Raw genomic sequence first — 21,597 nt, 5'->3', positions numbered from 1 at the left:
TTCAATTTTTATATAACTTAACTAATATAAGGGGGACTAATTATGAAGAAGGTATTATCGGATATGAAAAAGCACCTTTTAACAGGAACAAGTCATATGATCCCATTTATTGTTGCCGGAGGAGTATTATTATCTCTTTCTGTTATGTTATTAGGTGAAGGAGCAGTGCCAGAATCAGGAGTATTAAAAGATATAGCAGATATGGGTATAGCTGGATTTTCGTTATTTATTCCAGTTTTAGGTGGATATATTGCTTATTCTATTGCAGACAGACCAGGTCTAGCTCCAGGTATGATAGGAGCACACCTAGCTAATCAATATAAGATGGGTTTCTTAGGTGCAATGATTGTAGGATTTATTGCTGGATATGTTGTTAACTTATTGAAGAAAATAAAAGTGCCTAAGGATTTTCAATCGGTCAAGACAATCTTCATTTATCCATTATTTGGTACATTTATTGTTAGTGGAATTGTTATTTGGGTTATTGGCCAACCAATAGCAGGTATGATGAAGGCTTTAGAATCTTGGCTTAGTTCTATGCAGGGAACTTCAAAGGCTACTTTGGGAACAATCTTAGGTGGTATGACTGCTTTTGATATGGGGGGGCCTATAAATAAGGTTGCTACTTTATTTGCTCAAACCCTTGTAAAAGAACATCCATATTTAATGGGAGGAGTCGGGGTTGCTATTTGTACACCTCCAATTGGAATGGGAGTTGCTACCTTTATTTCTCCAAACAATTATACGAATGCAGAAAAAGAATCAGGTAAAGCAGCTATTATTATGGGGTCAATTGGAATAACAGAAGGAGCGATCCCATTTGCTGCAGCTGACCCAATTAGAGTTATTCCTTCTATTGTAGTAGGAGGAATAATTGGAAATGTATCGGCTTTTCTTATGGGAGTTATCAATCATGCTCCGTGGGGCGGTTGGATAGTTCTTCCAGTAGTTGAAGGAAGAATAAAGTATATAATTGCTACTTTATTAGGTGCTTTTGCTACAGCTCTTATGGTTAATTTTCTTAAAAAATTAGATTCAACAGAAGAAGTAAATGGATCAGAGGAATCAGAAGAATTAGACTTAGAGTTTGAAGTTTGATATTAGTTAATTGAAATTAAATAATATGATGGAGGAATTAAATATGTATCCATTAAAATTCAAATCTATTTACAAAGAAAAGATATGGGGCGGGACAAGTTTGATCGAGAAATTTGATCGTGATGTATCTAGTAATACTATAGGTGAAAGCTGGGAAATTGCTGCCCATAAGAATGGGAGTAGTAAAGTTGCAAATGGAAAATTTGCGGGTAAAGAATTAATGGAAGTAATTAAGGAAGAAGGAGAGAAAGTTTTAGGAACAGAAGCGAAATCTGAATATTTTGAAAAGTTTCCTTTGTTAATTAAATTACTAGATGTTAATGATAAGTTATCAGTGCAGGTGCATCCTGATGATAGTTATGCTTTTGAACATGAAAATGGTGAGCTAGGCAAAACAGAAATGTGGTATGTAATTGATGCTCAAGAAGATGCTAAGTTGGTTTATGGACTGCATCCTGAAGTAACTAAAGATGAATTCGCTACTGCAATTGAAAGAGGAGAATTAGAAGATAAGTTATATGAGATTAATGTAGAAACTGGCGATGTATTTTATATTCCTGTGGGATTAGTTCATACTATTAAAGAAGGGGTTTTATTGGCGGAAATACAACAGAATTCAGATACTACTTATCGAGTTTATGATTGGAATCGAACTGATCAAGATGGTAAATCAAGAGACTTGCATATAGATTCTGCTTTAGATGTAATTGACTTTGGTTCTAAACTACAAACTAAGGTAACAGGTTTGGAAATTGAGAGCCAAGGTATAAGAAGGGAAATTTTAGTTGCTTGTTCTTATTTTATTACAGAGACTCTAGATATTGATAAGCAGTATATTGCTAGGACAGATGGTAGCAGATTTTATGTACTAATGGGATTAGAAGGAAGAGCTAAATTAATATATTCAGAGGGAGAAATTAGTTTAGGATCAGGAGAAACTGTATTGTTACCAGCTTCTTTAGGAGAGTATACAATTAAAGGAGATTGTAAATTAATTAAATCCTATATTAAGGATTTAAATGAATTAAAGACTGAGTTAAGATCTAAAGGATATTCTGAATCAGAAATTAATCAAATTAAAGGGATAAAGTAGAAATTAAATTTATTATATGAAACTATTAAATATGTAAAGCAGATTGTAGGTCATATAATTAAAACTTATAAACTTAGGGGGGATGTTTTATGAAGGAAAAGTTAAAAGAGATTAGAGGACACTTAATGACAGGTGTTAGTCATATGATTCCTTTTGTAGTTGCTGGTGGAGTATTGATTGCCTTTTCGATTATGTTAAGTGGAGTTGAAGCAGGTAAAGGGGCCAATGTAACAAATCCAGCATTAAAGAATCTATTGAATTTAGGTTCAGCAGGATTTACAATGATGGTTCCAGTTTTAGCAGGTTATATTGCTTATTCAATTGCTGATCGTCCTGGATTAGTACCAGGTATGATTGGAGGTTATTTAGCAGGACAGATTGGAGCAGGGTTTTTAGGTGGGATTGCTGCTGGTATTATTGCTGGTTATGTTGCTAACTGGATTAAAAATTGGTCTGTGCCAGAAGTTTTAAAACCTGTAATGCCCATTTTTGTGATTCCGCTATTATCTACAATCATTGTTGGGAGTTTGATGCAGTATGTAATTGGTCTTCCTATTAGTAACTTTATGGCTGGACTTAAAGGTTGGTTACAAGCTATGAGTGACGGAAGCCAAGTGATATTTGGAATTATATTAGGAGCTATGATTGCTTTTGATATGGGCGGGCCAATAAATAAAACAGCCTTCTTATTTGGGACAGGATTAATTGAACAAGGTGTCTATACAGTAATGGGTCCTATTGCAGCAGCAATTGCTATTCCCCCATTAGGTATGGCTTTAGCAACTACATTAGCTCCTAATAAATATACTGAGCAAGAAAGACAAGCAGGTAAAGGAGCCTTCTTTATGGGATTGATAGGAATTACTGAAGGAGCAATTCCTTTTGCGGCAGCTGATCCAATTAAAGTTATTCCTTCCATTGTCACAGGTTCTGCTGTAGGCTCAGTAATAGCTATGTTAAGCGGAGTAGGAGATCATGCCCCTCATGGTGGTTTAATCGTATTACCAGTAATAGATAATAGATTAATGTTTATTGTGGCAATTGCTGTTGGAGTAGCAATTACTGCTCTAATGGTGAATGCTTTAAAATCAGAGGTGGAAGAAGTAGTAGTTGAAGAAGATTCAGAAGAGGAAGATCTAGATTTAGAATTTGATATGAGTTAGAAATTAAATCATTTTTCAGTCACCTATTTTTTAGGTGGCTTTTTTATTTTTATTGAAGTAATATCGAGATAATGCGTTACTTTTTATTAAAAAGTAGCTTAAAAAATTAAATTCAAAAGCTATTTCGGAAAGGCTTGTCAGCCTTTTTCCGAGTAGCTTTTATCTAGGGCTATAAAAGCTACCAAAAGATCCCTTTGAAAAACAAGTTATGCTTCCTACTATAAAAAAAGCACTAGATAATATTCAATACTCTTAATTTATATATTAACTACTATTTTTAATAAGAAATCGCATTGTTTTTCTTATTTAAAATCAAAACCATTTAAATATAATAAAATTATTTTTAGTAAAGATACATCTTAGATTTTTATTAGTTTTGACCTTAACTGTACACTGTAAATTGTAAACTGTAAACTGCAGAAATATCTCGATAATGGTATATTATATAATATGGTTAGCCATATTGCGAAATTACTTGCCTAATTCTAATATTATTGTATGAATTGTAGTATTCTATTTAGAAAAGGGGGAATAAATATGAGCAAATCATATATTGACCAGACCAAAGATGATAGTAAACAGATAGATTATCAAAGAGCAGCTGAGATACTAAATAATTTAACTCCTAAAGAACATGGTGTTTTATTAGACTGTATATTACCCCAACCTAATAGTTTAGAATATCCTGATGGAATAGCTAAACCCATTGCCTTTTTAGAAGCTGTTAATCTAGAAGATAAATTTATGATCATTATGGTAGAATATAAACTTCATTTTCCTGCTGAGGCAGAGGAACGTGAGATAGCTTTAGAGGTTGATAAGTCGAATTACGAAGTATTTAAAAAATCAGATAGGATTGATTTTATCTTTGCTGATGAGAAACCTATAGAAATTAAGTTGCATAATTCTTTTGATTTCCCCTATGAGCTCGATTCTAATGCAACTCTTCCTACCTATCCATTACTTGATTGGGCCAAAAGTCCCTTTATTTAGTTGATAGTGTATAATTGAAAGTTAAAGCTAAGACCAAAGTATCCTATAGACAAATATTTTATAAGGGTAATTTTAAGCTCTCGATTATAAATTATAAATTATAAATCGTCAATTGCTTTAACTATCCTATCCAGTTGTGTTATAATAAAGTAATAAATGAGACAAGAGATTCGGAGAGGAGCTGGGGGATAATATGTTGGATAGGGACTATACAGAAGTGAGTAAGAAATTAGCAGCATGGATTGAAGAACAAGTTACAGATGCAGGATGTGAAGGTGCAGTTGTAGGATTAAGTGGTGGAATTGATTCTGCAGTAACTAGTGTGTTATGTAAAAAGGCTTTTCCTGATAACGTATTAGGATTAATTATGCCTTGTTATAGTAATCCACAAGATGCTGAAGATGCTAAAAAGGTAGCAGAGAAGTTTGATATTCCTTATCAGGTAATTGATTTAAGTGATACTTTTGATCAATTACAAGAGACTATTGGAATAGAGGATAGTGAGAATTTAGCTGTAGCTAATATGAAACCTAGATTACGAATGACTACTCTTTATTATTATGCTAGTCAGCGTAATAGTCTAGTAGTGGGAACTGATAATCGTAGTGAACTGAAATTAGGATACTTTACTAAGTATGGTGATGGTGGAATTGATCTTGCTCCATTAGGTAATTTAGTAAAATCAGAAGTGAGAGAAGTTGCTAAAGAGCTTGATATTCCTAAAAAAATTATTACTAAGGCTCCTTCAGCAGGTTTATGGGAAGGACAGACTGATGAAGATGAGTTAGGTATTACATATGAAGAAGTAGATAACTATATTTTAACTGGAGAAGCTAGATCAGAGGTAAAAGAAATAGTAGATAGTTTAGCTGCTCGGAATGGACATAAGCTACAATTGCCACCGATTCCAGAACTTTAAATTTTTCTTGGGCACTCATTAGGAGTGTCCTCTTTTAATTACTATAATATATTATTATCAATTAAATTCTAAGGAGGATTTCAGTAGTGATAGAACAAGAATGTCTAACCTTTAGTCATAGAAAGGGGTTACATGCTCGGGTAGCAGCAATGATTGTTCAAGAAACCAATAGATTAAAGAGAGAGTATGGGGATAAGCTATTTGTTGGCCCTAGTGAAGATAATTTATTACCAGCAACTAGTCTTATTTCTGTAACTTCTTCCAATATTGCTTATCAAGATGATATTATTGCTGTTAGTAAAGGAGAGAATGCCAACCAGTCAATTCGTGAATTTGTTGATTTTTTAGAGGGAGAGTTTAATTTAGAAGATAGTCAGACTAAAGATGAGGTTGATGAATTATTGCAGCAGACTACAACTGCTATGGATAAGGTCTTTAATAATATTGCTAATGGAGTCATTATTGTTGATCAACAAGGATTAATTACTAGTTTTAATCCAGTTGCTGAAAGGATTACAGGCTTATTGGCTAATCAGGTAATTGGAGAAGAAGTAACTTCAGTAATCGTTAATTCAGGTTTAAAGAGAGTATTAGAGACTGGTGAACAAGAAGTAGGACAACGTCAGCAGATTAATCAAGCTACAATTATTACTAATAGAACTCCAATTATTTCTGATAATCAAGTAGTAGGAGCTATAGCAGTCTTTCAAGATATATCTACTTTAGAGAAACTATCTGGTGAGTTAAAGGAAGTTAAGGCTTTAAAAGAAAGATTAAATCTGATTTTAGAGTCTGTACAAGATGGAATCTGTGTTGTTGATAGAGAAGAAAAGATTGATTATATTAACTCTACTTATGCTAAAATGTTAAATATTAACTCTCAAAAAGTAATAGGTGAACAGATAGAGAAAATTAGTGATAATCAAAGTTACCGGCAGGTATTAGAGACAGGAGAGAGTAAGACAGGAGTAGTTACTAAAAAGAATGAGCAGTTAGTTATTATCTCTAATATTTATCCGATTCAGGTTGAAGGCAAGATAGAAGGTGCTGTTATTGTCTCTAAAAAGAAGACTGAAGTAGAGATGTTGGCCCAACGCCTTAAAGAGCTATCAGCTAAGGCAGAATATTTAGAACAAGAGTTAAAACGAGAAAAACAGTTAGATCAACCTTTTCAGCGAATTATTGGTAAGAGTGATGAACTAAGGGAAACTTTAGTTAAAGCTTCTAAAGCAGCTGAGACCAACTCTACAGTTCTAATTAGAGGGGAAAGTGGAACTGGAAAAGAGTTAGTAGCTGAGGCAATTCATTATGCTAGCAAACGTAAAGATGGACCTTTTATTCGAGTTAATTGTGCTGCTATTCCTCCTAATTTAATTGAAAGTGAATTATTTGGCCATGAAAAAGGTGCTTTTACAGGTGCTCATCAACGTAAGATTGGTAAGTTTGAGTTAGCAGACGGTGGAACAATCTTTTTAGATGAAATTGGTGAATTATCAGTTGAATTACAGGTTAAACTATTAAGGATATTACAAGAAAGGGTTTTTGAGCGGGTAGGCGGGACTGAGAGAATAGATGTTGATATTAGAGTCATTACTGCTACTAATCGTGATTTAGAAGAGATGATCAAGGAAAGAACCTTTAGGGAAGACTTATATTATAGATTAAATGTAATTCCTATTATTTTACCTTCTTTACAGGCCAGGAAAGAAGATATTCCTTTGTTAGTCGATCACTTTTTAGAAAAAATATCAGCTAAGTTGGACAAGCCAGTTGATAGTATCTCTCAAGAGGCTTTAGAGGTATTAGCTGATTATTCTTGGCCAGGTAATATACGTGAATTACAGAATATTATTGAACGTGCTATAAACTTTACAGATACTAAGAAGTTGACTATAAATAATTTACCTAATTATATTAAGGAAAGTTACAATCATAACCAATCATTAGTTAATTTAACAGAAGACGGAGAATTGGCTTCATTAGAAGAATATGAAAAAGAGATTATTAAGTTGGCCCTAGAAAAGTATGGTAGCTTTAATGCTTCTGGGAAGGTACTAGGTATTACTCATAAGACAGTAGCTAATAAAGCCCGTAAATATGGACTAGTAGATTAGACCTGGTAAAAAAGAACAAGTGGCTTGATAAAAATTATCAACTAATAGAAAAAAGAAAAATTAATTATTACCTAATAATGAGTTATACAGTTTATATTTTGTAGTTATAGAGTATAATAGTTGATAAATGTTGATTTAATGAATATAATTAACTAAAACTTTAAATTAATCCATTTTTTTAGTTATATCACTTTATTTTAATCTTTCTCATAGGTTTGGCATCTTAATTGCATTAATAATTAGGTGCAGACCAATAAAAAATAAATTAAGATAATGGAGGGAAATATATAATGTTAGAACAACAGGTAACAGTAAATAATGAAACAGGGATTCATGCTCGACCAGTTTCTATGCTTGTTAAAGAGGCAGAAAAATTTGATGCTGATGTAAAGATTGCAAAGGATGAGCAAGAAGTAAATGCTAAAAGTATTATGGGAATTATGAGCTTAGGTGTTAATCAAAGTACACAGGTTACTATTAAAGCTGATGGAGCAGATGCTGAAGATGCTGTAGCAGCAATTGTAGAATTAATTGAAGATGGATTCGGAGAATAAATAAGGAGGAATATTAAATGAGCCAAGAATTAACAGGAGTAGCTGCTTCTCCAGGAATTGTAACTGGTGAAGTTATGTTATTAGAAGAAGAAGATCTGTCATATGAAGAAGTAAATATTAAAGATATTGAAGCAGAAAAAGAAAGATTTGCTCAAGCTATTCAAGAATCTAAAGAACAATTACAGGCTATTAAAGAAAAAGTAAAAGAAGATATGGGAGCAGATAAAGCAGAGATCTTTCAAGCTCATTTAATGGTAGTAGAAGATCCAGAATTAATTTCTGCTGTAGAAAATAAGATTGAGACAAAAGAAGTTAATGCTGAAGCAGCTCTAGAAGAGACAGTAGAACAATTTGCTACTATGTTTGCTAATATGGATGATGAGTACATGAGAGAGAGAGCTAGTGATATTCGAGATGTAGGAACTCGAATTTTAAGAAACTTACTAGGTGTTGAGAGTGTATCTTTAGCCCAGTTGGATAGAGAAGTTATTTTAGTTGCTGAAGACTTAACTCCATTTGATACAGCTCAAGTTGATAAGGATAAGGTACTTGGTTTTGCTACTAAGATAGGTGGTAGAACTTCTCACACTGCAATTATGGCTCGATCTTTAGAACTGCCAGCTGTAGTGGGAGCTAGTGATATCTTAGATGAAGTTGAAAATGGTATGGAGATTATTGTTGATGGAATTAATGGTACAGTAATTGTAGAGCCAACTGAAGATGAGTTAACTAAATATCAAGAGATGGCTAAGGAACATGAAGAGCGTAAAAAGCGATTAGCTCAATTAAAAGAAAAGCCGGCTAAAACTGAAGATGGTCATCAGGTAGAGTTAGTAGCTAATATTGGTACTCCAAATGATGTAGCAGGTGCTCTTGATAAAGGTGCTGAAGGAATCGGTCTATATCGTAGTGAGTTCTTATATATGGATCGAGATTCTTTACCAACTGAAGAAGAACAGTTTGCAGCTTATAAAGAAGTAGCTCAAGAGATGGATGGGCCAATTGTAATCAGAACTTTAGATATTGGTGGAGATAAGGAGTTATCTTATTTAGACTTACCTGATGAAATGAATCCATTCTTAGGTTATCGAGCTATTAGAATCTGTTTAGATCAGACAGATATCTTCAAGACTCAGCTAAGAGCCATCTTACGAGCCAGTGCTTATGGTCAAGTTAAGATTATGTATCCAATGATCTCTGCAGTTGAACAATTACGTGCGGCTAATGAGATTTTAGAAGAAGTTAAAGCTGAGCTAAAAGAAGACGGTGTTGAGTTTGATGAAGATCTAGAAGTAGGTATGATGATTGAGGTACCAGCAGCTGCTATGGCAGCAGATATTCTAGCTAAAGAGACTGACTTCTTTAGTATTGGTACTAATGACTTGATTCAGTATACGACTGCTACTGATAGAATGAACGAAAATATTTCTCATTTATATCAACCATTCCATCCAGCTTTATTAAGATTGATTAAGCGAGTAGTTGAAGCTGCTCATAATGAAGGTAACTGGGCTGGAATGTGCGGAGAGATGGCAGGAGATAAGCGATTAGCTCCTTATTTATTAGGAGTAGGTTTAGATGAATTTAGTATGAGTGCTGTTACAATTCCTGAAGTTAAAGATACTATTCGTAACTTAACTTTAGAAGAGGCAGAAGAGATTGCTCAAGAGGCACTAACTTATTCTACTGCCGAAGAGATCGAAGAGTTTTTAAGTCAACAGTTATAAGTTAAATTTAGCTAATTTAATTAACAATTCCCCTAAATATAATCTATTGGCCAACTACTCCTTCTTGAGTAGTTGGCTTTTTTTTTATAAACTAATGGTAAAGCAACTAAAAAGGCGGGGTAAGTTATGAAATTAGATTATATAGCTGATCTACAGCAAGAACAACAGCAGAAACAGAAATTGACTATGACCCCTAAGTTAAGACAAGCTATAAAACTATTACAGTTTTCAACCTTAGAACTAAAGGATTATCTAGAAGATGAAATGTTAGATAATCCATTGTTAGAATTAGAAGACCAATATAGGTCAATGACAGGTAATTATGGAGCTGACAATTCGGAAGAGGAGTTTAACTATGAAAACTTTGTGACTAAAGAGTTGACTTTAGAAGAACATCTAGAAGAGCAGTTATACTTAGTAGTAGCTAATGAAGAAGAAAAAAGAATAGGAAAAGAGATTATTGGTAGCTTAGATAAGTCAGGTTTTTTTACTGAACTAGATAGAGTGGCTAGTAGATTAGAAGTGAGTAAAGAGAAGGTAAAAAAAGTTTTGGCTAAGGTAAAAGGTTTTGATCCAGCAGGAATTGCTACTGAAAATATTCAAGAATCACTTTTATTACAGTTAGATAAGTTAAAGGAGCATAATAATCAGCAGCGAATTAAGTTGGCCCAACAAATAATCACCCATTATCAACAAGAATTAGATAAGAATCAGATAAGAAAGATTGCTCAAGGTCTTAAGGTTGAAGTTACTATAGTACAACAACTAGTAGACTTAATTAAGTCATTAACGCCTCTGCCAGCTGAAAGGTTTGAGCAGAAAGAAGGAAATAATTATATTGAACCAGATATTATCATTAAAGAAACGGCAAGTGATTATGTAATTATTCTTAATCAGTCTAGTTTTCCTACTCTGCATATTAATAGCTACTATCTAAAACTATTAGAACAAGGTTCTGACCATCAAAGTAAAGATTATTTATCAGATAAATTGGATTCAGCTTTATGGTTAATCAAGAGTATTGAGCAGAGAAGACAGACAGTATATAGTATAGTTGAAGAGATTATATCTTTACAGCAGGATTTTTTGGCCCAAGGCATAAAATATCTTAAGCCGATGACTATGGAACAAGTAGCTAATCGAATTGAGATGCATGAATCAACAGTAAGTCGAGCTACCAGTAATAAATATATTCAAACACCACATGGTTTATTTCCGATGAAGTTTCTATTTGATACTGGAAGTGGAGGCTTATCAGCAGTTAGCATAAAAGAGCATATTAAAGATCTAGTAGCTAATGAAGATTCAACGAAACCTTTAAGTGATAGAAAGTTAAAAGATAAATTAGAGGATAAAGAAATAGATATTTCACGGCGTACTGTAGCTAAGTATAGAAAGGAATTGAAGATTCCCTCTTCACGAAAGAGAAAGAGATATGATTAAAAATCTTGACTCATCTCATTAGATGATTATTGACTAGAATTAAAATAATATGTTTCAAGGTCAGGGGGGATTTTCTCCTGGCCTTTTTTATATTAAGTCTAGTTTTTTTGGAATACTTGCAGGATTTTCATCTAAAGGGGAATAATAATATAAAACAAGGTTTTGTTATTAGAAAGGAGAAGTAAATATGAGAAAGAAACCAAATAATTTAGTTAAATCTGTAAATAGGTCAATTAATATTTTAGAAGAATTAGCTAAATATGAAGATGGATTAGGGGTGACAGAGCTAGGTAATAGACTGGATGTTCATAAGAGTTCAGTGCATAGGTTATTGTCTACTTTAGTTTATAGGGGTCTAGTTGAACAAGATCAAGAAACTGGAAAATATAAGTTGGGATTAAAACTATTTGAATTAGGGAGTAGAATATTCAATGATTTAGAAGTTAGAAAGTATGCTAAATCATATCTAGAAGAGTTAGTTAGCCAGACTAATGAAACAGTACATTTAGTTACTCTAGATCAGGGAGAAGTCTTATATGTTGATAAAGTAAAGAGTCCAGAAACAATTACTATGGTTTCTCAGGTAGGAGCTAGAGGTCCAGTTCATTCTACAAGTGTTGGTAAAGCAATGGCTGCTTATTTAGATGAAGAAGAGATAGATAGGATAGTTAGAAAAAAAGGAATGCCTAGATATACAGAGAATACAATTACTGATCCACAAGAGTTTAAAAAACATTTAAAGGTAATTAAAGAAAGAGGATATGCAATAGATGAAATAGAAAATGAATTAGGGATTAGATGTATAGCAGCACCAATTTTTGATTATAATGGTGAAGTAGTAGCTGCAGTTAGTATTTCTGGGCCAACTATGAGAGTTACTAAGGAAAGGATTTCTGAATTGGCAGAGAAGGTTAAAGAGACTGGATTACAGATATCCTATCGGTTAGGCTATAGTCCTAGTCATCAATAAAAAATAAAATTAGAAATCCTTGACAAAAGTTATCTACCATCATATAATATAAATGTAAATAATATAAAACAATGTTTTTTAATTAGAAACAAGTAATAATTTAACAAGAGTATCATTTTTTATTACTTTAATATTAAAACATAGTTTTATAATACGATATTTTCACAATAAGCTTATAAAAATAATGCTATGTTTTTTCTCAGTCTTTATAAGGAGGTGAGAAAAAAGTAAGCGACTAAAAATTTTACCCATTTGCCAAAACTCAGTTTTGTAATTAAAAACATAATATAAAAATAGTAGAATAAGACTATAATTTTACAAGCCTACTAGAACCTATATTTAATTTTAAATATAGGGGAAGTAGGCTTTTTATATTATCTGGGTTATTTAAACTAAAAGGGGGAATGTAAATGTTTAATAAGAAACTTACATCAGTTGTTTTAGTCTTTGTTTTATTGGCTGGTTCAGTCTTCTTTGCTTCTGGAGATGCAAGTGCTTGGTGGATCTTCGGTGGAGATGATGATAAGGCTAAAGAGCAGAAGACGTATACCATTCGGGCTGGTATTGGATTAAATGATAAGTCGATTCAGTATAAAGCATTAGAAAAGTGGAAAGAGTTAGTAGAAAAGAGAAGTGATGGTCAACTTGAAGTTGAGTTATATCATTCAAGCCAACTTGGCGATGATCGTGAAATGATGGAAGCACTACAGATGGGAACTCAAGAAGTTACTTGTCCTTCTAGTGCTCCAATTTCTGGATTTGTACCAGAGTTTAAAATCTTTGATTTACCATTCTTATTCCCAAGTAATGAAGCAGCAGATTATGTATTAGATGGTGAGCTTGGTCAAGAGATTCTTGGTAAAATTTCTAATCATGGTATGATAGGATTAGCTTACTGGGAAAATGGATATCGTCACTTAACTAATAGTAAACGTCCTGTTAAGACTCCAGAAGATCTTAAAGGGTTAAAGGTAAGAACTATGGAGAATCAAATCCACTTAGATGCATGGAGAGAGATGGGAGCTAATCCAACTCCAATGGCCTTTGGTGAGTTATTCTCTGCTATGCAACAAGGTGTTGTAGATGGCCAAGAGAATCCATGGGGTACAATCTATCTACAAAACTTCTATGAAGTTCAAGATTATGTAACTAATACTGGTCATGTTTACTCTCCATTTGTATTATTAATGTCTAAGAAGTTCTATGATAAGCTACCTACTGACTTACAGAAAGTTGTTAAAGAGGCAGCAGTTGAAGTTAAAGATTATGAAAGAAAGTTAACTCGCAGCAAGAATGAAGAATATATTGCTAAGTTGAAAGAGAAGATGAATGTAACTATCCTTTCACCTGAACAGAAGAAAGCATTCAAAGAAGCAGTACAGCCAGTATACAATAAGTATAAAGATGAAATTGGTGCTGACTTTGTTGAAGCAGTATTACAAGAAGTTGAAGAATTTCAGCAACAGAAGTAACTTTAAGATAGCAAGTTAGAATATAAGGGGGGTTCTCCTCCCTTATATTAAAATAAAGGAGGTGAATTTAAGTGTTTAAAAAGATATATGATCTATATAAGTATTTTGTAATGGCAATTACATTGATTATTATGGTTATTGTTAATATGAATGTATTTTCTCGGTATGTATTAAATGATTCTTTAGGTTGGGGAGCAGAAGCAGCAAGATTTTTATTTATCTGGCTAACATTTTTAGGTGCAGTATTGGCTTATGAGAAGGATGAACATATTGGTTTAGATTTTGTAGTAGATGCATTACCAGAGAAAGTCAGTCATATAGTTAGAGTAATTGGAGATTTAGCTGTTCTATTTGTAATTGGTATATTAGTTAAGACAGGGATTACTGTTGTACAATTTACTAGTAATACCTCTCCTGCTTTAGAAATTCCAATGAGTAAGGTCTATTTGATCATTCCTATTACTGCAACTTTTATGTTCTGCCTTGCTTTAGGCAAGTTGAAAGTAAGAATTGAAAATTTGATAAACTGCTTTAAGAATAATAAATCTGATGAAACTAATAAGGAAGAATTAGCTACTAATCAACTTAATCAGGATAAGAAAGTTACAAATAAAAGATAAAATATAGAATCTAGGAGGTGCAATATATGTTATGGTTATTTTTGGGGACTTTATTCCTATTTGTATTTATGGGAATTCCCGTTGCATTTAGTTTAGGACTGTCTAATCTAGTAATTATGTCAGTTATGGACTTTGATTTTGTAATTTTGACCAAGAAAGTAATATCTGGAGTTAATAGTTTTCCATTATTAGCAATTCCTTTCTTTATGTTTGTAGGTGAGATAATGAATACTGGAGGAATTGCTAAAAGATTAGTTAAGTTTGCTGATTCATTGGTTGGATTTATTACTGGTGGGTTAGGACATGTTAATATTTTAGCTAGTATGTTTTTTGGTGGTATATCTGGTTCGGCTATTGCAGATACAGCTGCAATTGGAGGTTTATTGATTCCTCCTATGGTAGAAGAGAATTACCCAGCTGATTATTCATCTGGTATTACTGCTGCATCGGCTGTAATTGGAATTATTATTCCTCCAAGTATTCCATTTATCCTATATGGAATTACAACTAACACCTCAATTGCTCAGATATTCTTAGCAGGAATTGTTCCGGGGATTTTAGTAGGATCTGGCTTAATGTTAACTACTTATATCACAACTAAAAAGAATGGGTATGGTTGTCTAGAAGCTGGTAGTTATAATAATGCAGAATCTTGTATAGTTGATAGAAAAGAAAAAGGATTTGATCTTTCAGAGGTTATTTCCTCTTTTAAAGAAGCAAGTTTGGCATTATCTTTACCATTATTAATTGTAGGAGGGATTCTAGGAGGAATCTTTACTGCTACAGAAGCAGGGGCTATTGCAGTAGTTTTAGCTTTAGTGTTAGCAATTGGTGTTTATAAAGAAATTAAGATTTCTGATATTCCTAATCTATTGTTAAAGACAGCTAGAGTTACAGCAACTGTATTATTTTTATGTGGAATGGCAATGGTAACAGCTTGGTTGTTAACTACAGCAAGAGTACCATATAAGTTGGCTGCTTTAATTACTAGTATTGCTAGTTCCAAAACAGTAGTTCTTTTGATCATTAATGTATTATTATTAGTTGTTGGTTGTGTAATGGATCTAACTCCAGCTTTATTGATTTTGGCTCCAATTTTATTACCAGTAGTTGAACAGCTTGGTATTAGTCCAGTTTATTTTGGTGTGATTATGTGTATTAACTTAGGAATAGGATTAATTACTCCACCAGTAGGTACAGTGCTTTATGTGGCTTGTGGTGTTGGAGATGTAAGTATGGAAGAGTTAGTTAAGTCTATTTTACCATTCTTATTTACAGTATTATCTATATTAATCTTATTAATTCTTTTCCCACAATTAGTAATGTTTATTCCTAATATGGTGACAGGTTAATAGGAAGATTCATTGTAAATAGCTTACAATAGAATCTTTCTTTTATTTCCACTACAGTATAAATAAAATCATTAAATTTTTTGCCATACATTCAAAACATAGTTTTTTATACAGAAACAAAACTTTTCTTTAGATAAATTGAAAGGAGATTGTGATACTTAATAAAGGATAATTACAAGAAATCTCATATTAAGTTTATTGATAAGAAATATAATAAGTCTGGTTAAGGAGGGAAAGTTATGCTAGATGTAGTTACCCTTGGAGAGACTATGGTAATGATGAATCCTGTAGAAACAGGAAACTTAAAATATATTTATGATTATAAGAAGAAATTGGGAGGAGCAGAAAGTAATTTTGCTATTGGCTTATCTAGACTAGGTCATCAGGTAGGTTGGTTTAGTAAATTAGGTGAAGACCCACATGGTAAGTATGTGAAATCTTTTATTAGAGGTGAGGGTGTAGATACTTCTCAGGTCAAGTTTACCTCTGAAGCTCCTACTGGCTTGATGTTTAAAGATAGAAGAGAATTAGGAGAAAGCAATGTTTACTATTATAGACATGGCTCAGCTGCTAGTAAGATGAAACCAGAGGATTTATCAGAAGATTATATTGCTCAAGCTAAATATCTACATTTAACAGGAATTACTCCAGCATTAAGTGACTCCTGTTATAAAACAATTTTAAAAGCAATTGAAATAGCTAGTAAGAATAATGTTAAAGTTTCTTTAGATCCTAACTTACGTTTGAAATTATGGGATAAAGAAAAAATGCGGGAGGTTATATTAGATTTATTTAAGAAATCAGATATTATATTACCTGGACTAGAAGAAGGAGAAATCTTATTTGGAACAGATGATCCAATAGAAATAGCCCATCAAATTCTAGATTTAGGTGCTGAAACTGTAGTAGTTAAATTAGGTGCTGATGGTGCTTTAGTAGCCAATAAAGAGAATAAGGAGAAGGTGGCAGGTTATCAAGTAGAGAGAGTTGTAGATCCAATTGGAGCAGGAGATGGTTTTGCAGCTGGATTTATTTCAGGTCAATTGAGAGGGAAAGGTTTAGTAGGATCTACTAAGATAGCTAATGCAGTAGGAGCTTTTGCTACTACAGTTACTGGTGATGTAGAAGGACTGCCTACCAGAGAAGAAATTAAAGTATTTACTGGGCAAAAAGACGCTATTACTAGATAGTAGTGGAGGGATAAAAATGGAAAAACAAGAAAAACTACAAACAATTGTTGATAGTGGAGTTGTAGCAGTCATTAGAGGTATGGAAACTGATAAAGTAATTAATATTGTTGATGCTCTATTAGAGGGAGGAGTAAAAGCTTTAGAAATAACTCTAAATTCTCCTGGAGCTATAGATCTAATTGAAGAAGTATCAGAGAAAGTAAAGGATACAGAAGCAATTGTAGGAGCTGGAACAGTGCTAGATGGTGAAACAGCTAGATCTGCTATTTTAGCAGGAGCTGAATTTGTTTTTGCCCCTAACTTAAATCAAGATGTAATTAAAGTCTGTAATCGCTATGGAAAAGTAGTAGTTCCAGGAGTGATGACGCCAACTGAGATTGTTGATGCCTATCAAGCTGGAGCAGACTTAGTAAAGGTATTTCCAGCAGGAGTTATGGGCCCTAAATATATTAAGAGTGTCAAAGGTCCTTTGGATCATATTCCAATGATGCCTACTGGAGGAGTCAGTTTAGATAATGCTGCTGATTTTATTGAAGCGGGAGTAGTAGCTCTTGGAGCTGGAGGCGCTTTAATGGATAAAGAAGCTATAGCAAATGAGAATTATGAAGTCATAACTGAAAAGGCTAAACAATTAACTCAAATTGTAGTGGAGACTAGAGAATCGTTAGCTTAGGGATTAAAAAATTTAAAAGTGGTGATAGAGATGAAAATTACTAAGCTAGAAACCTTTATTGTTCCTCCAAGATGGTTATTTTTAAAAGTTGAAACTGATAAAGGGATTAGTGGCTGGGGGGAGCCAGTAGTTGAAGGAAGGGCTCATACAGTAAGAGCCGCTGTAGAAGAGTTAAGTGAGTATTTAATTGGAAAAGACCCTCTTAGGATAGAAGATCACTGGCAAGTTTTATATCGCTCTGGTTTTTATCGTGGCGGGCCAATTTTAATGAGTGCTATTGCTGGAATTGATCAGGCACTTTGGGATATTAAAGGGAAATATTATGATGCTCCTGTCCATGAACTATTAGGTGGAGCTTGTCGAGATTCAATTAGAGTTTACTCTTGGATTGGTGGAGATAGACCAAGTGATGTAGGAAAGGCAGCTAAAGAAAGAGCAGAAGCAGGATTTACTGCTATTAAGATGAATGCAACTGAAGAGTTACAATATATTGATTCTAATAAGAAAGTAGCAGAAGTAGTAGATAGAGTAGCAGCTATTAGAGAGAGTGTAGGAGATGATTTCGGTATTGGAGTTGATTTTCATGGCCGGGTACATAAGCCAATGGCTAAGGTATTAGCTAAGGAACTAGAAACTTATAAACCAATGTTTATTGAAGAGCCAGTACTACCACAGAATAATGAAAACTTAGAAGAGATTGCTAAACAGACTAAGATTCCAATTGCAACAGGAGAGAGAATGTTCTCTCGTTGGGACTTTAAAGATCTACTGGCTAATGGGTATGTGGATGTTATCCAACCTGATCTTTCTCATGCTGGAGGGATTACAGAGTGTAAGAAGATCGCTGCTATGGCCGAGGCATATGATGTAGCAGTAGCTTTTCACTGCCCATTAGGGCCAATTGCTTTAGCATCCTGTTTACAGGTAGATGCCACAGCCCATAATGCCTATATCCAAGAGCAGAGTTTAGGAATTCATTATAATCAAGGCAGTGATATATTAGATTATTTAGTTGACCCATCGGTATTTGACTACCGAGATGGTTACGTAGATATTCTCCAAGGTCCAGGGTTAGGGATTAAAATTGATGAGCAACATGTTCATAAAATGGCTGAACAAGGACATAATTGGAAGAATCCTGTCTGGAGACATAAAGATGGAACAGTTGCTGAGTGGTAGTAAGATTGAGATTAAGTCTGAGTTTAAGTTTAATCTTAAGTAAGATTAAAAAATAGTTTGGTTGACTCAAACTTAATCTAAAGCTAAAACTTAAATTAAGAAATGGAGGAGATAAATATGCTAAAGAGTCAGAAACTAAGAGAAGTAGGAGTTGAAATTGATCCTTTACGATTGGCTGCAGGCTGGGATAGAGATGATTTATCTAAAGCCCAAATTCTAGTCGATAGTACTTACGGGCCAAGCCATCCAGGTAGTTTTCATTTAGATAGAGTAGTTGATGAAATAGCTAATGGAGTAGATAATGTAGGAGCTAAGCCGGCTGAATTTACAGTAACTGATATATGTGATGGTGTAGCTCAAGGCCATGATGGAATGAACTATTCTCTTGTTTCACGAGAGATGATTGCTAATATGGTTGAGATTCATGCTTTGGGGCATCCTTATGATGGAGTTGTATTTACTTCTTCTTGTGATAAAGCTATTCCAGCTCATCTAATGGCTGCAGCTAGAGTAGATATGCCAATGATTCATGTGCCTGGCGGAACTATGAGTCCTGGTAAAGAAGGTTTAACTTTAGAGAAGATAGGTACCTATGCTGCTCAGCTAGAGCGAGGAGAGATTACAGAAGAAGAATTTACTGAGTATCAGAATGAGGCCTGCCCAAGTTGTGGTTCTTGTCAGTTTATGGGTACTGCTAATACTATGCAGGTAGTTGCTGAGGCTTTAGGTTTGGCTTTACCTGGTTCGGCGTTGGCTCCAACTAAGGATCAGATTCTTGATGATTTTGCCCAGCGTGCTGGAGAGCAGATCTTAGATTTAGTTAAAGAGGATATTAAGTCAAGTGATATCTTGACTAAGAAGGCCTTTGAGAATGCAATTACTCTTCATGCAGCAGTAGCTGGCTCTACAAATGCTCTATTACATATTCCGGCTATAGCTTATGAAGCAGATATTGAGATTGAACCAGAATTATTTGATGAGATTCATCGCCGCACTCCTTATTTAGCTAATGTGATTCCTAGTGGAGAACATGCTTGTGAGGCTTTATGGTATGCTGGAGGAGTACCAGCAGTAATGGAAGAGATTAAAGACTTATTACATCTTGATCAGATGACAGTTACAGGTAAGACTATAGGTGAGAATCTAGAGGATTTAAAGGAAAAAGGGTTTATTGAGAACTGTAGGGCTAAATTTAAAGATAATTACTCTGTTGAAATAGATGATGTTTTAGTGTCTAGAGAAGAACCAATTTCTGATGAAGGTGCAGTGGCTGTATTAGAGGGTAATTTAGCTCCTGAAGGTGCTGTAGTTAAACATTCTGCAGTGGCCGAAGAGATGCATGATCATGTTGGCCCGGCTCGTGTCTTTGACTGTGAAGAAGAGGCAAGAGATGCAATTCTTAATCAGAAGATGGAACCAGGTGATGTAATCTTTATTCGTTATGAAGGGCCAAAGGGTACTGGTATGCCTGAGATGTTCTATACTACAGAGGCAATTGCTTCTGATCCAGAGTTAGTATCTAGTACTGCTCTAATTACAGATGGCCGTTATTCAGGTGCAACTAGAGGACCAGCTATTGGTCATGTTTCTCCTGAAGCTGCAGCTGGAGGGCCAATTGCTTTAGTAGAAGATGGGGATTTGATTAAAATTAATATCCCAGAGCGAAAATTAGAGATTGTAGGAGTTGCTGGAGAAGAGAAATCAGCCCCTGAGATTGAGAAAGTATTAGCAGCTAGAAAAGAAGACTGGACTAAGCCAGATGTAGGTGCTAAGAAAGGCGTATTGGCTCAGTATGCTAAGTTAGCTACTTCTCCAATGCAAGGTGGTTATATGGAATAATATAATTTTAATCTTACTCTGAAAGAAGGTGAGAAAATGCAAACTGATTTAAGAATTCCTGCTGTCTATAAAAGAGGTCAAGGAGTTCTAGAAGAATTAGGGGATTTCTGCCAGCAGCAAGCTCAAAAAGTAATTATAATTGGTGGAAAAAAAGCTTTGCAGGCTGCTCAAGAAGAGATTTTAGCCAGTTTAAAAGAAACTGATTTAGAGGTTGTAGGAATAGAATGGTACGGAGGAGAATGTACTTGGGATAATATAGATAAATTAAGTGATCAGATTAGAGAAGAAGAGGCTGAATTGATTATTTCAGTTGGAGGAGGAAAGTCACTAGATACAGGAAAAGCAGTTGCTTATCAGACTAATTTACCTTGTGTTACTGTGCCTACTATAGCGGCTACCTGTGCTGCTTTTACTCCCTTGTCTATTATTTATAATCAGAAAGGAGTCCATTTAGCCAATAGTTCTAAATCAGTTTGTCCGAGAGCAGTATTTGTAGATATTGATATTATTTTAGAGGCACCAGCTAAGTGGTTATTTGCAGGAATGGGAGATACATTAGCTAAGTGGTATGAGTTACGAGCTACAACTAGTCAAATTCCTACTACTAGTTGGACTGAAGGTGGAATAGATAATGGTAAGATATGTTATAATGTAATTAAGGAATTTGGCCCTGAGGCCAAGCAAGCTGTAGAAGAGAAAAAATTAAATCAAGATTTAGAGTATGTAATTGATGCCATTATCTTTTATGCCGGAATGTCTTCTATTTTAGGTGGAGAGGAGTGTCGAGGAGCAGCCTCTCATTCAATCTTCTTTGGCTTTACTAATTTAGCTAAAACCCAAGATATAGGACATGGATTTTTAGTTGGTTTTGGTAATCTTTGTTTGTTAGCTTTAGAGAGTCGAAGTCGAGATGAAGTATTATCAGAAATCAAATTAGCTAAAGAATGTGGAGTTCCTATTAAGTTATCAGAAATTGCTCCCCTTAGCCAAGAGGAATTACAGAAAGTTGCTCAAGCTGCTGCTGGCGCAGAAGATATGGAGAATATGCCTTTTAAAGTGACTACAGAAATGGTTATCGAAGCTATTGAGTATATAGATGAATTAGGTAGAGAAAGCTTTTAAGATAAATCGTTGGTCTTTCCAACGGTTTATCTTTTTATAAAATTACAATTATTAATTGCTTAGAGAAATAGTATTA

General features: G+C 34.1%; 17 protein-coding genes and 1 pseudogene. All 18 read left to right on the top strand.

The window, feature by feature from the left end:
* Nucleotides 1-45: 45 nt before the first annotated feature.
* A pseudogene (locus ACYQ39_RS07470) lies at nucleotides 46-1,095 on the top strand (PTS fructose transporter subunit EIIC); the annotation flags it as partial.
* Nucleotides 1,096-1,141: 46 nt separating this feature from the next.
* On the top strand, nucleotides 1,142-2,191 hold the full coding sequence (locus ACYQ39_RS07465) for a type I phosphomannose isomerase catalytic subunit (RefSeq protein WP_459841751.1): 1,050 nt from the start codon (nucleotides 1,142-1,144) through the stop codon (nucleotides 2,189-2,191).
* A gap of 89 nt (nucleotides 2,192-2,280) precedes the next feature.
* Complete coding sequence (locus tag ACYQ39_RS07460) at nucleotides 2,281-3,354, top strand: PTS fructose transporter subunit EIIC (RefSeq protein ID WP_459841749.1); 1,074 nt, start codon at nucleotides 2,281-2,283, stop codon at nucleotides 3,352-3,354.
* Between the two features lie 537 nt (nucleotides 3,355-3,891).
* Nucleotides 3,892-4,347 carry a hypothetical protein gene (locus tag ACYQ39_RS07455; protein ID WP_459841747.1) on the top strand — a complete coding sequence of 152 codons (456 nt, stop codon included), beginning with the start codon at nucleotides 3,892-3,894 and terminating at the stop codon, nucleotides 4,345-4,347.
* A 193-nt stretch (nucleotides 4,348-4,540) separates the two neighbouring features.
* Complete coding sequence (locus tag ACYQ39_RS07450; RefSeq protein WP_459841745.1) at nucleotides 4,541-5,266, top strand: NAD+ synthase; 726 nt, start codon at nucleotides 4,541-4,543, stop codon at nucleotides 5,264-5,266.
* Nucleotides 5,267-5,352: 86 nt separating this feature from the next.
* A complete protein-coding gene (locus tag ACYQ39_RS07445; protein ID WP_459841743.1) occupies nucleotides 5,353-7,380 on the top strand; it encodes a sigma 54-interacting transcriptional regulator in 2,028 nt (675 codons plus the stop codon).
* 290 nt (nucleotides 7,381-7,670) lie between these two features.
* Nucleotides 7,671-7,934: an HPr family phosphocarrier protein gene (locus ACYQ39_RS07440; RefSeq protein ID WP_459841741.1), complete on the top strand. Its 264-nt coding sequence runs from the start codon at nucleotides 7,671-7,673 to the stop codon at nucleotides 7,932-7,934.
* 17 nt (nucleotides 7,935-7,951) lie between these two features.
* Entirely contained in the window at nucleotides 7,952-9,661 is a 1,710-nt protein-coding gene (ptsP, locus tag ACYQ39_RS07435; RefSeq protein WP_459841740.1) for a phosphoenolpyruvate--protein phosphotransferase, read from the top strand.
* Nucleotides 9,662-9,787: 126 nt separating this feature from the next.
* A complete protein-coding gene (rpoN, locus tag ACYQ39_RS07430) occupies nucleotides 9,788-11,104 on the top strand; it encodes an RNA polymerase factor sigma-54 (RefSeq protein WP_459841738.1) in 1,317 nt (438 codons plus the stop codon).
* A 187-nt stretch (nucleotides 11,105-11,291) separates the two neighbouring features.
* Entirely contained in the window at nucleotides 11,292-12,074 is a 783-nt protein-coding gene (locus ACYQ39_RS07425) for an IclR family transcriptional regulator (protein WP_459841736.1), read from the top strand.
* Nucleotides 12,075-12,484: 410 nt separating this feature from the next.
* On the top strand, nucleotides 12,485-13,546 hold the full coding sequence (locus ACYQ39_RS07420; protein ID WP_459841734.1) for a TRAP transporter substrate-binding protein: 1,062 nt from the start codon (nucleotides 12,485-12,487) through the stop codon (nucleotides 13,544-13,546).
* 71 nt (nucleotides 13,547-13,617) lie between these two features.
* The gene (locus ACYQ39_RS07415; protein ID WP_459841732.1) at nucleotides 13,618-14,166 is read left to right on the top strand and encodes a TRAP transporter small permease; all 549 of its coding nucleotides are present in this window, start codon (nucleotides 13,618-13,620) and stop codon (nucleotides 14,164-14,166) included.
* A gap of 26 nt (nucleotides 14,167-14,192) precedes the next feature.
* Complete coding sequence (locus ACYQ39_RS07410; RefSeq protein WP_459841730.1) at nucleotides 14,193-15,518, top strand: TRAP transporter large permease; 1,326 nt, start codon at nucleotides 14,193-14,195, stop codon at nucleotides 15,516-15,518.
* 239 nt (nucleotides 15,519-15,757) lie between these two features.
* A complete protein-coding gene (locus ACYQ39_RS07405) occupies nucleotides 15,758-16,708 on the top strand; it encodes a sugar kinase (RefSeq protein WP_459841728.1) in 951 nt (316 codons plus the stop codon).
* 16 nt (nucleotides 16,709-16,724) lie between these two features.
* Nucleotides 16,725-17,381 carry a bifunctional 4-hydroxy-2-oxoglutarate aldolase/2-dehydro-3-deoxy-phosphogluconate aldolase gene (locus ACYQ39_RS07400; RefSeq protein ID WP_459841726.1) on the top strand — a complete coding sequence of 219 codons (657 nt, stop codon included), beginning with the start codon at nucleotides 16,725-16,727 and terminating at the stop codon, nucleotides 17,379-17,381.
* A gap of 30 nt (nucleotides 17,382-17,411) precedes the next feature.
* Nucleotides 17,412-18,560, top strand: a complete 1,149-nt coding sequence (dgoD, locus tag ACYQ39_RS07395; RefSeq protein ID WP_459841724.1) for a galactonate dehydratase — start codon at nucleotides 17,412-17,414, stop codon at nucleotides 18,558-18,560.
* 117 nt (nucleotides 18,561-18,677) lie between these two features.
* Nucleotides 18,678-20,399: a dihydroxy-acid dehydratase gene (gene ilvD, locus ACYQ39_RS07390; protein WP_459841722.1), complete on the top strand. Its 1,722-nt coding sequence runs from the start codon at nucleotides 18,678-18,680 to the stop codon at nucleotides 20,397-20,399.
* Nucleotides 20,400-20,435: 36 nt separating this feature from the next.
* Nucleotides 20,436-21,521 (top strand): iron-containing alcohol dehydrogenase family protein, encoded by a 1,086-nt coding sequence (locus ACYQ39_RS07385; RefSeq protein ID WP_459841720.1) that lies wholly within the window; start codon nucleotides 20,436-20,438, stop codon nucleotides 21,519-21,521.
* The last annotated feature ends 76 nt before the right edge of the window (nucleotides 21,522-21,597 follow it).

This window comes from Halanaerocella petrolearia, from assembly GCF_054657875.1.
This window is presented reverse-complemented; position numbering and strand designations above follow the sequence as displayed.